The 15,356-nt window shown below is 63.3% G+C and carries 16 protein-coding genes and 1 riboswitch; of the genes, 4 read left to right on the top strand and 12 right to left on the bottom strand.

What is annotated here, in order from left to right:
- Positions 1 to 33 precede the first annotated feature (33 nt).
- From JT360_RS16665 to JT360_RS16655, 3 genes are all read left to right on the top strand, one after another.
- Positions 34 to 609, top strand: a complete 576-nt coding sequence (locus tag JT360_RS16665) for a DUF308 domain-containing protein (RefSeq protein ID WP_214472750.1) — start codon at positions 34 to 36, stop codon at positions 607 to 609.
- A 251-nt stretch (positions 610 to 860) separates the two neighbouring features.
- Positions 861 to 2,084: a TadE/TadG family type IV pilus assembly protein gene (locus tag JT360_RS16660; RefSeq protein WP_214472749.1), complete on the top strand. Its 1,224-nt coding sequence runs from the start codon at positions 861 to 863 to the stop codon at positions 2,082 to 2,084.
- 78 nt (positions 2,085 to 2,162) lie between these two features.
- A complete protein-coding gene (locus tag JT360_RS16655) occupies positions 2,163 to 2,678 on the top strand; it encodes a CAP domain-containing protein (RefSeq protein ID WP_214472748.1) in 516 nt (171 codons plus the stop codon).
- Between the two features lie 19 nt (positions 2,679 to 2,697).
- Here the strand turns inward: JT360_RS16655 and JT360_RS16650 are convergent, their stop codons facing one another.
- The 10 genes from JT360_RS16650 to JT360_RS16605 all read right to left on the bottom strand — a co-directional run bounded on the left by JT360_RS16650 (position 2,698) and on the right by JT360_RS16605 (position 12,665).
- Positions 2,698 to 4,233, bottom strand: coding sequence for a DHA2 family efflux MFS transporter permease subunit (locus JT360_RS16650; protein ID WP_214472747.1), 1,536 nt, complete (start codon positions 4,231 to 4,233; stop codon positions 2,698 to 2,700).
- 309 nt (positions 4,234 to 4,542) lie between these two features.
- Positions 4,543 to 5,724: an HlyD family secretion protein gene (locus JT360_RS16645; RefSeq protein WP_214472746.1), complete on the bottom strand. Its 1,182-nt coding sequence runs from the start codon at positions 5,722 to 5,724 to the stop codon at positions 4,543 to 4,545.
- The gene (locus tag JT360_RS16640; RefSeq protein ID WP_214472745.1) at positions 5,721 to 6,200 is read right to left on the bottom strand and encodes a MarR family winged helix-turn-helix transcriptional regulator; all 480 of its coding nucleotides are present in this window, start codon (positions 6,198 to 6,200) and stop codon (positions 5,721 to 5,723) included. Before JT360_RS16640 ends, JT360_RS16645 begins: the two co-directional genes overlap by 4 nt.
- A 157-nt stretch (positions 6,201 to 6,357) precedes the next feature.
- The gene (locus JT360_RS16635; protein ID WP_214472744.1) at positions 6,358 to 7,407 is read right to left on the bottom strand and encodes a FecCD family ABC transporter permease; all 1,050 of its coding nucleotides are present in this window, start codon (positions 7,405 to 7,407) and stop codon (positions 6,358 to 6,360) included.
- The gene (locus JT360_RS16630) at positions 7,407 to 8,354 is read right to left on the bottom strand and encodes an ABC transporter substrate-binding protein (protein ID WP_214472743.1); all 948 of its coding nucleotides are present in this window, start codon (positions 8,352 to 8,354) and stop codon (positions 7,407 to 7,409) included. The genes JT360_RS16635 and JT360_RS16630 overlap by 1 nt, the downstream gene beginning before the upstream one ends.
- Before the next feature lie 43 nt (positions 8,355 to 8,397).
- Positions 8,398 to 9,186 (bottom strand): ABC transporter ATP-binding protein, encoded by a 789-nt coding sequence (locus JT360_RS16625; protein WP_214472742.1) that lies wholly within the window; start codon positions 9,184 to 9,186, stop codon positions 8,398 to 8,400.
- Positions 9,183 to 9,581: a DUF1636 family protein gene (locus JT360_RS16620; RefSeq protein ID WP_214472741.1), complete on the bottom strand. Its 399-nt coding sequence runs from the start codon at positions 9,579 to 9,581 to the stop codon at positions 9,183 to 9,185. Before JT360_RS16620 ends, JT360_RS16625 begins: the two co-directional genes overlap by 4 nt.
- Before the next feature lie 91 nt (positions 9,582 to 9,672).
- Positions 9,673 to 9,879, bottom strand: a riboswitch (cobalamin riboswitch).
- A 191-nt stretch (positions 9,880 to 10,070) separates the two neighbouring features.
- Positions 10,071 to 10,718, bottom strand: coding sequence for a class I SAM-dependent methyltransferase (locus JT360_RS16615; RefSeq protein ID WP_214472740.1), 648 nt, complete (start codon positions 10,716 to 10,718; stop codon positions 10,071 to 10,073).
- Between the two features lie 140 nt (positions 10,719 to 10,858).
- The gene (locus JT360_RS16610; protein ID WP_352127662.1) at positions 10,859 to 11,695 is read right to left on the bottom strand and encodes an alpha/beta fold hydrolase; all 837 of its coding nucleotides are present in this window, start codon (positions 11,693 to 11,695) and stop codon (positions 10,859 to 10,861) included.
- A 319-nt stretch (positions 11,696 to 12,014) separates the two neighbouring features.
- Positions 12,015 to 12,665 carry a hydrolase gene (locus tag JT360_RS16605; RefSeq protein WP_095484149.1) on the bottom strand — a complete coding sequence of 217 codons (651 nt, stop codon included), beginning with the start codon at positions 12,663 to 12,665 and terminating at the stop codon, positions 12,015 to 12,017.
- A gap of 154 nt (positions 12,666 to 12,819) precedes the next feature.
- Between JT360_RS16605 and JT360_RS16600 the strand changes: the two genes are divergently transcribed.
- A complete protein-coding gene (locus JT360_RS16600; protein WP_214472738.1) occupies positions 12,820 to 13,713 on the top strand; it encodes a LysR family transcriptional regulator in 894 nt (297 codons plus the stop codon).
- Positions 13,714 to 13,927: 214 nt separating this feature from the next.
- Here the strand turns inward: JT360_RS16600 and JT360_RS16595 are convergent, their stop codons facing one another.
- Positions 13,928 to 14,161: a hypothetical protein gene (locus JT360_RS16595; protein WP_214472737.1), complete on the bottom strand. Its 234-nt coding sequence runs from the start codon at positions 14,159 to 14,161 to the stop codon at positions 13,928 to 13,930.
- A 183-nt stretch (positions 14,162 to 14,344) separates the two neighbouring features.
- Positions 14,345 to 15,328: a substrate-binding domain-containing protein gene (locus JT360_RS16590; RefSeq protein WP_214472736.1), complete on the bottom strand. Its 984-nt coding sequence runs from the start codon at positions 15,326 to 15,328 to the stop codon at positions 14,345 to 14,347.
- Positions 15,329 to 15,356: the final 28 nt, after the last annotated feature.

The following is a 15,356-nucleotide window of genomic DNA, read 5'->3' as shown; positions in this document are numbered from 1 at the left end:
AGAAACCTACCTACTAGTCGAAAGGACGATTCAATGACAATTCACAATGGCGGTCTTTCCCGCGCCAGCCAGGAGCAATGGCTCAAGTTCTATTACTTCGCCCGGACGGCGTTCTCGGCTGTCTGGGTGGCGGCCGCCTTTACGGTGGGACAGCAATCCTGGGTGATCGCTGCGGTTTTGCTGGTGGCTTATCCTGCATGGGATGCGGTCGCCAACTTCGTCGACGCATCGCGCAGCGGAGGATTGGGACAGAACCGCACGCAGGCCATCAACCTGGTGGTCAGCATGGCGGCAACGCTCGCGGTGGTTGTCGCGCTGACGATGAGCATGAATTTTGTGCTCGGGGTGTTCGGCGTGTGGGCGATCCTGTCTGGCCTGCTTCAACTCGGCACAGCCGTCCGCCGTTGGAAAAGCTATGGTGCGCAGTGGGCGATGATCCTGAGCGGAGGGCAATCAGCACTGGCAGGCACGTTCTTCGTCGTGCAGGCACGGATGCCGGCGCCGCCATCCATCACCAACGTGGCCGGCTATGCCGCGGTAGGCGCCTTCTACTTCCTGGTTTCGGCGGTGTGGCTGAGCGTGAGCCAATTGCGGCGGAAGCCTGCATAGCCTGGGGCGCCAACGCCGCTCACCGGCATCTGCGGCGGCCGCGATTGCAACGGCGGCCGCAAGACGCAATCGAGGCGGGCACCGACGAAGTTGCGTTCTCGCAATCTTCACAGCTTGCCCGCCTCGGCCCTGCGCCTCCTTGGCGACCCAGTGAGTTTCGTTTTTAGAATGCATGCATTTTAGTAATTGCTTAAATTACTCGTAGAGACCCCGAGCGTATCACCGAGCTTTACAGAGCTTGGCGAGGGGCGATGTTCGCATTGAAGGGCTTCTGGCGTTCGGAGCGCGGTAACTTTGCCATGGCGACCGCCATAGCGATGGTGCCGATAATAGCGGTCGTGGCCGGCACTATCGATCTGACGGGCACGAGCGACGACGCCGCGCAATTGCAGAACTCGCTGGACGCGGCTGGGCTTGCCGTCGGCACAAAGTACCTGCCCAGCATGGCGGCGAGCGATGTCCAGGGGCTTGGGCTGACATTCTTTACAGCCAATATGAGCGTCGCCGACCAGCAAGAATATTCAGACAGCGTCGCCGCTTTTTCGGCAACCGCCAGCGGCGACCCGAGCGCCTACTACATCTCGCTTTCCTCCAGCATCAACCATCCGAGCTTCATCAATGGCGCCGCCCCCTGGGCAGCCCATCGCACGGCCACGGTCAAGATGCATCCCGGCGCGCAGGCCTGTGTGCTGGCGCTCGATCCACATGCTTCGGCCGCCGTAAGCCTGCAGGGTTCGACCGATGTCTCGATGAGCAATTGCGTGATCGCGTCAAACTCGGACGCGTCCGATGCCGTCAGCAGAGGCGGTTCCGCGCAGGTGTCGGCGGGCTGCGTCTCGACCGTCGGCAGCACTTCCGGGCTTTTGCCGCCCAGCGCCAATCTCACCTGCGGAGCGCCGCTCGAACATCAATATGCGTCCTTCGATCCTCTGGCGGACGTCGTCCCGCCCCCCTACACATTGTGCCTGCCGGTCCCCAACGGCAAAACCTATACGCTGTCGCCCGGCACCTATTGCGACAAGACCTTGTCGGGAAACATCACGCTCAATCCAGGTGTCTATATCTTGCGCGGCACCACCATAAAGCCGGGCGGCAACGGCAGCCTGACCGGCCAGGGCGTGACCATATTCCTCATGGAGGGCGCACAGATCTACATAAATGCCAATGAAACGGTGAACCTCTCCCCGTCTGCAAGCGGTCCCTATACCGGCATCACCATTTTCGAGAACCATGGGAACACCTCGGCCTTGACCCTGAATGGCGGCGCAAATTCCGTGATCAGCGGGTTCGTCTATGCGCCTGACGCGGCCATTTCCTTTGCTGGCAACTCAGATATGAGCGGTCAGGGCGACTGCCTGAGGCTTGTTGGCCTGACCGTGCAGATGACCGGAAACTCATCCATCAAAACCGACTGCACGGCCGTATTTGGAAATCGCGATATCTACGCCGGCCGCCTCATCACGCTTGTGAAATGAGCGGGTCGTCGCCGTTTCGACCACGGATTTTCGCCGCCTGCCCGGCAAAAGCCATGATCGCGACTATCTCAGGCGGGCATGACCACTTCGGGAATCGAAAACCACCAGATGGCGAAGCTGAACAGGCGCACCTTGCTCAAGGCGGCCGGCCTGGCGGCCCTGGCCGGACTTGCCGCCTGCGGCACGGTCTCGCTGCCGACCGGGCAAGGTGCCGGGGTCTCCTCCTCCGCAACCGGCACGCTGGCGGGCCTGCGCGCCACTGCGGGGCTGGGACCGCTCGTTTCCGACGCACAGCTGGAACAGGCCGCGCTCCAGCAGGCCGGCTACATGGCGCGGCGCGGCCGCATGAGCCACACCACCGGCTGGGGCAAGGATTTCGCTTCGCGCGTCAAGGACAATGGCATTGCCGGTGCCGCGGCCGAAAACATCGCCGAGGGCCGCTTCGACCAGCAGAAGCTGTTCGACATCTGGGCGCATTCGCCCGGCCATCGCCGCAATATGCTCGATCCGGACTTCAGCCGCTTCGGTCTCGCCTATGTGCGCGACGGCCGCGACCCCAGCCTTCGCTACTGGGCGCTGGTGCTCGGCAAATAGAGCTTCCCAGCTTCCAGATTTAATCCATATGCGCGGCTGGCGCGCCGCCACCGGCTGGCGCCTGCGCCGGCTTGCGCAACAGGAAGACGAACGGGATGGCGACCAGCGTCATCACCATCAGGATTTTGAAGTCATTGACGTAGGAGATCATCATGGCCTGGAGATTGACCATGCGATCGACCTCGGACAGCGCCATCGGATCACCGCTCGCCGCGGCCGGCGAGACCGCCCAGAGATTGGGATTGAACGGGCTGATGAAGGCTGAAAGCTCGGCGTGGTTGACCTGGATGTTGCGCACCAGCAGCACCGTCACGACCGACACACCGATCGACGAGCCAAGATTGCGCACCAGGCTGAACAGGGCCGTGGCGTCGGTGCGGTAACGGGCGTCGAGCGTGGCGAAGGCAACCGTCGACAGCGGCACGAACACCATTCCCATGCCCAGGCCCTGGATCACGCCGGAGCTGATGATCAGCCAGTTGTCCATCTGCGGCGTGAAGCTGGCCATGGTGTAGAGCGACTGCGCGGTCAGGAGAAAGCCGATGACGACCAGGATCCGGGCGTCGATCCTGCCCATGAGGCGCCCGACGACGAGCATCGAAATCATCGTCCCGACGCCACGCGGACCGATGACGATGCCGATGGTGATGGTCGGATAGCCGAAGATGGTCGACAGCATCGGCGGCAGCAGCGACATGGACGCCAGTATCAGCACGCCCATGACGAAGATGAACGCCAGCCCGGTCACGAAATTGCGGTCGAGGAAAATCTTCGGATCGATGAAGGGATGTTCCGATGTCACCGTGTGAATGATGAACACCCAGAAGCCGGTGATCGAAAGACCAAGCTCGATCCAGATCTCGACCGAGGAAAACCAGTCGACCTCGCCGCCGCGATCGAGCAGCAGCTGCAGCGCGCCGACGCCGAGCGATATCATCGCAAAGCCGAAGAAATCGAAGCTGCGCACCCGCCGGGCAACGGCCGGCAGATAGGCCGCCATGCCAAGGAAGGCGACGATACCGACCGGCAGGTTGATGAAGAACACCCAGCGCCAGTTGAAATTCTCGGTCAGCCAGCCGCCCAGCGTCGGGCCGAGGATCGGCCCCAGCATGATGCCGGCGCCCCAGATGGCCATTGCCTGACCGTGACGCTCCTTGGGGTTGATGTCGAGCAGGAAAGTTTGCGACAGCGGCACGATCGCGGCGCCGAACACGCCCTGCATCAACCGGAAAAGCACTATGGTTTCCAGGCTCCACGCCAGGCCGCACAGCATGGAGAAGATGGTGAAGCCGACCACTGCCGTCAGGAACAGTTCCTTGCGGCCGAAGCGGTCAGCGAGCCAGCCGGTGACCGGCGTCATGATGGCGGCGGCGACGATGTAGGACGTCAGCACCCAGTTGATGTTATCAGGCGAGGCGCCGAGATCGCCGGTCATGGTCGGCAGCGCGACGTTGGCGATCGTGGTGTCGAGCGCCTGCATGATCGTCGCCAGCATGAGCGAAACCGTGATCAGGCCACGATGCGGCACTTCTCGAAATGGTTCTGGCGTGCTCATGATGCGGAACTTCCAGCCGGTAACAAAAACGTGTACATGGGGTTTCCGGGCGGCAAAGCCTTCCGTTGAGAGACCCTCATCGCGGTGGGACGCGATTATCGATGTGGGGGTTACATCGACCGAAAGTCTCTGTCTGGCGGATGCCTGCCGCCCGGAAACATGAGGACCGACGGGTCCGTGTCGAAAGTTTCAGAATTTCGGTCAAGCCGCGACGCGGTTCTGCCCCAAATGCTGATCCTTCCCGCCTCTCCATCAGACCAATCCTGCTACTCGCTTCCACCCGCCTGGTCGCAGCGGGCTTTGCTGTTTCTACTGCGCGGTCTCGCCTGCCGTGGCGTGGCCGAAGATCGATGGCCAGCCACGTGCCACGCCAGTGTCGACGGTGACGGCGGCGCTCATGCCGGTGCGCAGCGCCATCTTGGCGTCGGGATCGCTCAGTTCCAGGCGCACCGGAATGCGCTGCGTGACCTTGACCCAGTTGCCGGTGGCGTTCTGCGCCGGAAGCAGCGAAAACTCAGCCCCGGTGCCGGCGCCGATCGCCTTGACCATCGCCTCGAAAGTGCGGCCGGGATAGGTGTCGACCACGATCTCGGCCTTCTGGCCGGGCTTCATGTGGGTCAACTGCGTTTCCTTGAAGTTGGCATCGATCCAGGTGTCGCCCGTCTCGACCAGCGAAAACAGCGGTGTGCCGGAGCCGACAAACTGACCGACCTTGAACGACGAGGCCTGGGAGATGACGCCATCGGCGGGTGCCTTCACCGTGGTCTGCGCCAGGTCGTAGGCGGCCTTGTCGCGCGCGGCGAGCGCCGACATCACGGTCGGATGCTTATCGGTCTCGATATCGGGATTGCCGCCGAGTGCGGCCTTGGCGCTGATGATGCCCTGTTCGGCAACGGCAAGCTGCTGCTTGGCCTTGTCGAGATCGTTTCTGGCCTCGTCGAGCGAAGACTTGGCGTTGATGCCCTTCTGGGCGAGATCGGCGGCACGATCATATTGCGACTGCGCATAGGCAACTTCACTGCCGGCGGACTTCTCCTGCGCCATCGCCTGGCTGTAGGCGGCGCGCAGCTGCTCGACATTGAGGCGCGCCGCGGCAACCGCGGCGTCTGCCTGCGCGAGCGCGATCCGGTACGGCTCGGGATCGATGGCAAACAGAAGATCGCCCTGCTTCACCATTTGATTGTCGGAGATGGCGACCTTAACGATGCGGCCCGCCGTATCCGAAGCGATCGACACCTTGGCCTGCTGCAGATTGGCGTTCTCCGTCTCCTGATAGCGTCCGCCGGTCACCCAGACATAGCCGCCGCCGATGATCAATGCCGCCGGCAAGGCGAACATCAAAAGGAAGCGGCCGATGCGGCGCTTCTTCTTTGGTGCCGGGACCGGGACCTGCACCGAAGGAGCCACAGCGACTGGAGCGGCGGCCGGCTTGGCCGGCGCTTCCATCTCCATCTTGGGGACATTCTCGTCAATCTTGGCTACCGCGTTCATGCTGCTGCGCCTTCTGTATTCTTGACCTTTTCGTCGGACGACGAATCGCCGTCGCCGAGATTCCGTGCCATTGCATCGAGCGCCCTGATCAGGACGCGACGGTCCTCCGGCGAAACGCCGACCAGCGACTCTTCGTAGACTTCGCCAGCCAGGCTCTTGACCTCGGCGTAGGCGGCGCTCGCCTTGGCGGTCGGGAAGATCATGCGCACGCGGCGGTCGGCGGCGTCGGCGCGGCGTTCGATCCAGCCGCCCTCCTCCATCCGGTCGACAAGGCGCGAGACGCTGATCGGCTCGATTTCGAGCAATTCCGCGAGCCTTGCCTGGGTGACGCCCGCCTCCTTGGCGACACGAACCATAAGGCGCCATTGCGCCGACGACAGGCCGAGCCCGCTGGCGCGCGTCTCGAAGCGCTTGCGCATCAGGCGTTGCACGTCGTGGATCAAGAATCCCAGTCTGTCTATGCCATCTGAAACCATGAGCGATAGATATAATAAGCGTGCTTACTATTCAAGGTGCCATGTTGCTGCGCAAGCCCGCAAATGTGCATCTCAGGCGTGCAACGCGGTCATGGTTAGCGACAGGTGAATGCCGAGGACCTTCGAAGACGGTCGGACAAGGGAGAACCGGCCGTTTTCACAGGCGGTTCCGGACGACCATGGTGACGACGAAGAAGGCGCCGAGCGAGCTGGTGATGATGCCGATCGGCAGTTCCTGCGGCGGCAGCAAGATCCGGGCCAGAAGATCGCTTGCCAGCAGGAGCACAGCCCCCAACAGCGCGCAGCTTGCAATCAGGCGCAGATGCAAGGGCCCGGCCAGCGGCCGCGACAGGTGCGGGATCATCAGTCCGACAAAGCCGATGACGCCGGCGACCGAGACGAGAATTGCCGTCGAGAAGGCGGCGACCAGAAATATCGCCCTGCGCATCCGCGCCACCGGCACGCCAAGGCTTTCGGCGGCACTTTCACCGGCCAGGAAAGCGTCCAGCCTGCGATGGTTCCACAGCCCGTAAGCCGCGATCGTGCCAGCGCCCACCGCACCCAGCCAGACATTGTCCCAACGCGCCAGCCCGAGCCCGCCCATCGTCCAGAACAGCACCGAATGGGCCGCGCGCTGGTCTCCGGCAAAGACCAGATAGTTGGTCAACGCCGTGAACAGGAAGGAGACGGCAAGGCCGGCGAGGATCAACCGCTCCGGGCCCTGCCCCCTTACCCGCGCGACCAGCAGCAGGACGATGCAGGCGGCCAGTATGCCGCCGGTGAAGGCCGCGACCGGCAGGGTCCAGATGCCAAAACTGTCGCCAAAGACGGTGATGACGGACACCGCCCCGGCGGCGGCCCCCGACGACAGGCCAAACAGGAAGGGATCCGCAAGATCGTTGCGGGTCACCGTCTGCAGCAATGCGCCGACGATGCCCAGACCCGAGCCGACACAGATCGCCAGGATCGTGCGCGGCAACCGCAGATCCACGACGATCTTGCCGACCGGTCCCGAGACCGGGTGCTCATTCAACCCGACGGCACGGCCAAGCGCGGCAATGACATCCGTCAGAGGTATCAGTGTCGAACCGTAGGCGATCGACAGCAGCACGAGAGCGACCATCGCCACCGCGCCCGCCGCCATGGCCAGCGCGAATGCCTTGTGCCCTGAAAGCGCGCCGGATTTATGCCTAAGCGCAAGATGCATCAGAAGGCTTCCGGATGCATCGCCCGGGCGATCTTGCCGATCGCTTCGATGTTGGCCGGTCCGGGTGTCAGTTCGGCATAGCGAAGAGCCACGAAACGCTCGTTCTTGACGGCGTCGGTCTCCTTCATCGCCGGGTGCGCCTTGAGGAAATCAAGCAGCTTCCTGTAGCCGCCGCCATCCTGGTAGTCGAGCAGGATGAGGAATTGCGGATTGCGCGACGCCACCGTTTCCCAGTCCGTGTTGCCCCAGCTCGTCTCCATGTCGGCCATGATGTTGTCGCCGCCGGCCGCCGTGATCATAGCGTTGGGGATGGCGAATTTTCCGGCGGTGAACGGCTTGTCCTCGCCGGAATCGTAGAGGAACACCCGCGTCCCCTTGGCGCTGCCGACCTTGGCGATGATGTCAGCCAGCTGCGCCTTCCAGCCGGCGACAAGCTTTTCCGCTTCGGCGTCCTTGCCGAAAATCTTGCCCAGCTTTTCGACGTCGCTGTAGAGCAGGTCCATCGATGCGGCGGGCCGGTTCTTGTCGAGATGGACGCAGCTTTCCGTTAGCACCAGCGTCTTGATGCCATGCGGGGCGAGTGTGTCAGGGGTCACCTCGCCGCCCGGCTTCATGCCGTAATACCAGCCGGCGAAGAAGAAATCGGGCTCGACCGCGACAAGGTTTTCGAGCGTTGGGTATTTGGGCGCCAATTCCGGGATCGAGCCTTGCTCGGCCTTGAATTCGGGGCCGACCTTGTACCATCCGGTGATGCCGGTCAGGCCGACGATCGACGGCTGCAGCTTCAGCGCGAAGGCCATCTCGGCCATGTTGAGATCGTGGATGACGGCGCGCTTGGGCGGCGCGTCGAAGGTCAGCGGCTTGCCGCAGCTGTCGACGGTGACGGGGAAGGCGAAGGCCGTCGAAGCCAGCAGCGAGAAGACGAGCGACAAGGCAAGGCGTTTCACGGATTTTGCTCCTTGGTTGAACGGGGATAAAGGACGGGTTTGATCAGGATGGCGGCGCGGCGCGGTTCGGAACGTCGAACACCGTCAGTTCGCGGTCCTCGGTGGGGTGGCGCAGGCGAAACACGTCGACGCCGAAAATCTCGCGGATCAGCTGTTGGGTCAGCGCCTCCCGCGGTGCGGCCAGCGCATGCAGCCCGGCTTCGTTCATCACCGCGACCCTGGTGGCGAAGGGCGCCACCAGCGCCAGATCGTGCAGCACCGCGATCACCGTCATGCCGAAGCCGGCCACGAGTTCGAGCAACTCGCCGCGGGCGCGCGGGTCGAGATGGTTGGTCGGCTCGTCGAGGAACAACACTTTCGGTTGCTGAGCGATGGCGCGCGCAAGCTGGGCGCGTTGACGTTCGCCACCCGACAGCGAGCCCATGGTGCGGCCAAGCAGCGGCAGCAGGCCGGTCCGGCGCAGTGCGTCCACGACAATGTCGCGCTCCTCGCTCCTGCGCCTCAGGCCAGCATGCGGGACGCGGCCAAGCTCGACATAGTCGATCACCGCCAGTCGCGGATCAGGCTGGTCGGTCTGGCCGACGACGGCGATGTCCAGCGCCCGCTCGGCGGCCGAGATCCTGTCCAAGCGTCGTCCGCCAAGCTTCACTTCCCCGGAACTTGGCCTGAGCATGCCTGACAGCATGCGCAGCAGCGTGGTCTTGCCGGCGCCATTGGGACCGATGATGGCGAGGCGATCGCCAGCGGTCACCGAAAAGCTGACCGCTTGGACCAGATCCCGGCCATTCGCCGTCGCGCCGAGGTCGCGGGCCTCGAGAAGCGGCATCGTCATCGGCTTCCCTCCGCGGACGTGCCCGATCCCGGGATGCGGGCCAGCGTCTTGCTGGCCAGTCGCGGCGGACGTTGCCCGGAATCGCACCAGCCGTCGGCGAGCGAGGCGTAAAGGCCGGCAAACCGCACGAGATCGCCGGCATCGGCCTCGGCATCGATGGACCCGAAGAGGTAGACGGCCTTGCCCGGCGCGTGGAAGGCCACCGCGAGCGGCCGTGCGCAGCCTGCCATGCAAGCCACGCCCTCGACCGTGAAACCATGCGCCACATCAGGGTCATGATGCGCCGAGAGCCGGGAGCGCAAATCGCCGCACAGAGTTTCGCCCGACCTGATCCCTGTCGGGACGTCGCGGCAAAGCGTGCAGACGATGATGCGGTGAATGGTGGCGCCGTCCAACTTTTCCGTCTTTCTCGATAGGCGACGGAAGGATGTTGGCGAGCCGGCCGACAAGACCGACGTCCACGTCTCCTCCCGGCACACCCCGTCCGGTCAACTCATGCTGATGGCAGGTCTCCTGGCTCACGGGTCCTAGCGCAATCCTGCCTTCCCAGCCTTGCCGGCCAGTGGCATTTCGGATCTTGCTCACCGCTTACAGTTGCGGGGGCAGCCACGGCCTCGACCCCTCGGGGATCTCACCGTGTTCCCTTTTCACCCCTTGCCTTTCGGCGCGGGGACCATCACCGGCTCACCGTAGATTTCCATCGAACGCATCGCAATGAGTTTTTGCGATACCACGCCCTCTGCTCAATATGTAATAACATTACGTTTGAAGCGATGTTTCTCGATAATGTCAACCCCTGTTGTCGCGCGAGATTGTGGATGGGCTGGACCGGCTCACCAGGCAGAAGGCATGACACTCACCGCAGCCGCGGAGGAAACCGGTCTCTATAGCTTTCTAAAAAACCCAGACAGAATATTCGGACCCGTTTCGCCCGGCCGCAGCCTGATCCCGTCCTCGAAGCCGTTCAGCGTCACGCGTTCAAAGCCGTGGTGTGCCAGCAGCGCCACCAGCGAGTTCCGGTCGAAATGGTGCAGGTGCTCGTTGGGCAGACGCATGCGCCACGTCCGGAACCACGCGTCGCCATCCGCCCCGAGCTCGCGCCAGCGGCAATAAGGAACGGCGATGGCCAGGTGGCGGGCCTGGAGGCGGGCGAGGAAACCCAGGTCAGGGATGTGCTCGAGCACGTCGAACATGGCGACGAGATCCCACGCGCCGGCGAGCGCCTCATCCCAATCGACAAAGCGCACGCCCTTGGGCAGCGGAAACCTGGTGATGTCGCAGCCGGCGCAGTCCGCAACCCCGGTAATCTTCGCGGCCTCGACGAATGTACCGGTGCCATAGCCAATCTCCAGCACGGACCGAGGTATCTCACCTGATATCCCCAACACCCAGCCAAGCCGCTGATATCCGAGCTTGATGGTGCGGTCGCTCAGATCCTCGTAATAGGACATGTATTGCTTATCGTACTTGATCGGTGTGGCGTCGATCTGGTGGATCACACCAACCTGGTCGATCTCGTAGTTGGCTAGCATTGGCGTGTGACCCCGGGGACCGGATCCTAACATGGCGGAGCTGCGAGATGGAGTTCTTGTACTGCACCTACGCACACGCACCTTCTCAAGCGTCGGCTCGTACTGGGGGACAGTGCTGAGAGCCGCGCCTCGCAGCCACTTCAGGTCGTGACAAACTCCAGAAGGTCGGCGTTCAGCACATCAGCGTTCACTGTCAGCATCCCGTGCGAGAAATCGGGATAGGTCTTCAACGAACCGTTCGGCAGCAGCTTGACCGCCTTCAAAGCCGAGGCGGCGATCGGAACGACCTGGTCGTCCTCACCGTGCAGCACCAGTATCGGCACGGTGATCGCCTTGAGGTCATCGGTCTGGTCCGTTTCCGAGAAGGCCTTGATGCCGTCGTAGTGCGCCTTGGCGCTACCCATCATGCCCTGCCGCCACCAGTTCTGGATCACGCCTTCATGGACCGCCGCGCCCTCGCGGTTGAAGCCGTAGAACGGGCCTGACGGGACGTTGCGGAAGAACTGTGCACGGTTGCCGGCCAGTGCCGTTCGAAAGCCGTCGAAGACCTCCATCGGCGTGCCTTCGGGGTTGTCGTCGGTCTTCAGCATCAGCGGCGGAATGGCAGCGACTAGGACGGCCTTGGCCACCCGGCCGGCAGGTTCGCCATGTCGCGCCACGTACCGTGCCACTTCGCCACCACCGGTGGAATGGCCGATGTGAACCGCGTTCTTCAGGTCCAGCGCCTTGGCGACGGCAAACGCGTCGGCCGCGTAGTGATCGATGTCGTGGCCGTCGGCGACCTGCTCCGAGCGTCCGTGGCCGCGCCGGTCATGCGCGACGACACGATAGCCCTTCGACAGGAAGAAAAGCATCTGCGCGTCCCAGTCGTCGGAGCTGAGCGGCCAGCCATGGTGAAAAACGATGGGCTGGGCGTCCTTGGGACCCCAGTCCTTATAGAAAATCCGTACGTCGTCGTCGGTCGTGACAAAGCCCATGGTGTGTTCTCCTTCTGGAGTGTCGTGGGTGCCAGGCCCCGCGGCACGCGCGGTACCCAGTGAAAGGGCGAAACTTGCGCTGAGCGCCGAGGCCGAGATCAGGACGTCGCGGCGGTTGAGCGGCAGGCCGAGGGTGAAGGTGGGAGGCATCGAGGAGTCTCCGCGAGTTGTTCAAAAGGCGGCGGGTGGGATCACACGCAGTGGCCGCACATGAGCGGATTTGTTTCGGTAGAACGCCTCCCCGTGAGGCGAGGATGGCGAGGGCCGGCGAACGGATCGATCCCGACCCTCACCGGAATGCTCGCCATCCCGGCCCGGGTCAGCCTTTGCTCGGCACCGGCGTGTTGAGGAGCTGCTGCTCCCAAAGATACGCGATGCCGCTGCCGCCGAAGTGCTGGATGAGAATCTCGGTCAGCTCCTCGACATGCTCGGTGCGCGCCCAATCGCGTTGCCATTCGCCAGCGAGCGCCATCACGGTCATCACGTTCGCGCCGGCCGCGATCATTCGCTGGATGGCAACTTCGTGAGACTCCTTCGAAATCCCGCCCGACGCGTCGGTGATCACGGTCACGTCCCAGCCTTCGCCGGCGGCCTGGATGACAGGCATTGCGACGCAGACCTCGGTCCACAGGCCGGCGATTATCAGCTGCTTGCGTCCGGTCGCCTTGACGACGTTCACCACATTCTCGTCCTGCCAGGTGTTCACCCAGGTGCGATCGATGACTTCCTGGTCCGGAAATACGTCGGTGATCTGCTTAAAGAGAAGTCCACCGCGCGCCGCGATCACGCTGGTGAGAATGGTCGGAACATTGAAGGCTTTTGCTAGCTTCGCCAGCGCGGTCGTGTTGTTGACCACCATATGCGGATCGTGGCTGTTCAGGTTCGCGAGTTGATAAGGTTGGTGATCGATCAGAACGAGGACCGAATCTTCGGGACGAAGAAGCGAATCGAGGCCGTTACGAGGGGTCATCAAGACTTCCTTTCTCTGCCGCCATGGACGGCGATGGGTTCACGGGAGACATGCGCCGGCGGGCGACGTTGTCTGGACGCAATTTGCTGTTCCTCTTGGTGGTGCGGTAGTGCCATAGTCAGGCAAGCTGTGTCGCGAAACGAGGAACGCCGAATTGGACATCGAAGATCTGCAGACATTCGTCGCAGTGGCCGATGCAGGGGGCGTATCGGCCGCCGCGCGCCGGCTTGGCGTCTCCAAGTCAATCGTCAGTCGACGGCTCTTTCGGGTTGAAGCAGAGCTTGGCGTCCAGCTTCTTGCACGAACGACCCGCGGCGCCGCGCTCACGGAAGCGGGGATCACGTTCAGAGACCATGCGGCCCGAGCCAGCGCCGAGATCGATACGGCTAGGGAAACGATCCTCCCGACCGGCGACCTTCGCGGCCGCCTGAGGGTTGCCATGCCGCTTACTTTCGGCCCAACCCATTTCGCCCCGGTGCTCGCGGAAATGGCGCGCCAGCACCCGCAGCTTCACATTCATACCTCCTACAGCGATCGCTTCGTCGATCTCATCGCAGAGGGTTTCGATTGCGCGATCCGGGGCGCCTACCTTCAGGACTCCAACCTGATCGCGAAGCGCGTCGGGCCGATCCATGGAAAGCTTGTCGCCAGCCCGGATTATATCGAAGCGCACGGATCACCCGAAACCCTGGACGAACTCGTCACCCATCAGGCCCTCATGCAGGGAACGGAAGCCTGGCAGTTCATGGATGGCGACAAGATCGTCACGGTCCAGCCGCAGGGCAGGTTCAAGGCCGACAGCGCCACGGCGCTTGCCGCCGCGGCGGCGGCAGGTCTCGGCATCGCCTGGCTCCCTGATTGCATCACACATGCATATGTGGCCTCCGGCGCGCTGGTCCCGATCATGACACGCTATCCGGTGCCTTCGGGGGCCGCGTATGTCGTCCGCCCGCCGGGTCAGCACCCCACACGGAAAGTCCGGGTCCTCACCGAGATGCTGATCGAGTACTTCGCGCGAAATCCGGACGTTTGGGGTCTCGACCGTTAAAACACGAAGGGGCCGAAGCCTTATCAAAGAATTGCGTTCGACGGTCGCTCAACTGCGGGCCACTGAACTCGACGACATCGCCTGTGCCCTTGGCGGCAAGCAGCGCGCGCGCCGCCATCATGTCGTCGAGGCATACAGCGCCTTGATCTCGGGGCGCGCCTGCAGCATGGCGCCGGCGGCCATCATGTCCGGCACCCAGTCGCCGGGCGCGGCTCTACTGGTCCGAAAATCTCACGCTCACGCCGCGCTGCCGGAAATAGGCCTGCATCAGCTTGCGGCCCTGGCGGTTGTTCTGCGCCAACTTGGCCGGATCGAACACCGCCTGTTTTATCCCTTCTCGTGCCAGCGCCGCCTTGAGCGTCGCGATATGCGCGTCGATGTCGGCATTGTCCGCCCGGAGCGAGGCATAGATATTTTCGGTCGCCTGGGCCACGGTCGGTTCGTTCACAGATGTCGTCCTTTGGTTGATTGAGCGGCGGCTTAACACAGATTCGCGGCTCCGCCGATACCGATGAGATAGCCATAGAAGTTCGTTGCGGCTCGGATCCGACGCTTGTCTTTGCAGTCTCCAAAAAACAAGGCCCCTTCCGGGGCCTTGCGCATCAACCTCAGCACCGGGCTCTAATCGCCCTCACTTCCCCGCCAACGCCTTGGCATTCTCGGCCGTGATCGCGGTCGTTTCCACCGTCACCGTCGGCTCCACCGAGGTCGCGCAGTCGAGCAGGATTTTCTTCGACATGTCGATCGCTTCCTTGGCGCCGGTCGGGTAGGTGAAGGTCGCCGCCCAGTCACCCTTGGCGACGGCTTCGATGCCACCCGCCGGGCCCGGCAGGCCGTCGGTGCCGATGATCTTGACGTCCTTGCCGGCGCCCTTGGCGGCAAGCAGCGCGCCGGCCGCCATCATGTCGTTGGAGGCATAGAGCACCTTGATGTCGGGGTGCGCCTGCAGCATGGCGGCGAAGGCGGTCTGGGCTTTATCCGGCACCCAGTCGGCGGCCTGTTCGGCCACGACCTGGATCTTGGCATTCGCCTTCACGCCATCCTTGAAGCCGTTCAGCCGTTCGACGGCCGGCGTGGAGCTCGGCAATCCTTCCAGCACTGCCGCCTCGCCGCCGTCCGGCAGCAGGGTCTTGGCGGTGTATTTGCCCGCTTCCATGGCGATCTTGTAATTGTCGCCGCCGATGAAGGCGGTGTAGTCCTTGCCGGGATCGCCAACCGTCTTGCGGTCGAGTTCGATGACCGGAATGCCGGCATCCATGGCGCGCTTGACCGCCGGCGTCAGCGGTGCCGCCTCGAAGGGCGAGATCAGCAGGAGGTCGACCTTCTGGGTGATGAAGTTGTCGACCTGCGAGGTCTGCGTGTTGACGTTGCCGGCCCCGTCGGCGATCTGCAGCGTGAAGCCCGGCACTTCCTTGGCCGCAGCGGTCAGCTCGTCATTGACGTGCTGCCGATAGGGTTCGGCATTGTTCGCCTGCGAAAACCCGATGATGAACTGGCCGTCCTTGGCGCAGGCCTTGACCATCGGGTCGGCAGCCTGGGCGGTTCCCGCAATGCACAGGCCAGCGCCTGCCAGAAGCGCGGCCTTGAGGGCACGCCTTTTTCTTGTGGTTTCCATATTCGCTCTCCTCCTTGTCGGCCGGGGG

This window comes from Mesorhizobium sp. dw_380 (assembly GCF_018588885.1).
Taxonomy (GTDB): domain Bacteria; phylum Pseudomonadota; class Alphaproteobacteria; order Rhizobiales; family Rhizobiaceae; genus Mesorhizobium.
This window is presented reverse-complemented; position numbering and strand designations above follow the sequence as displayed.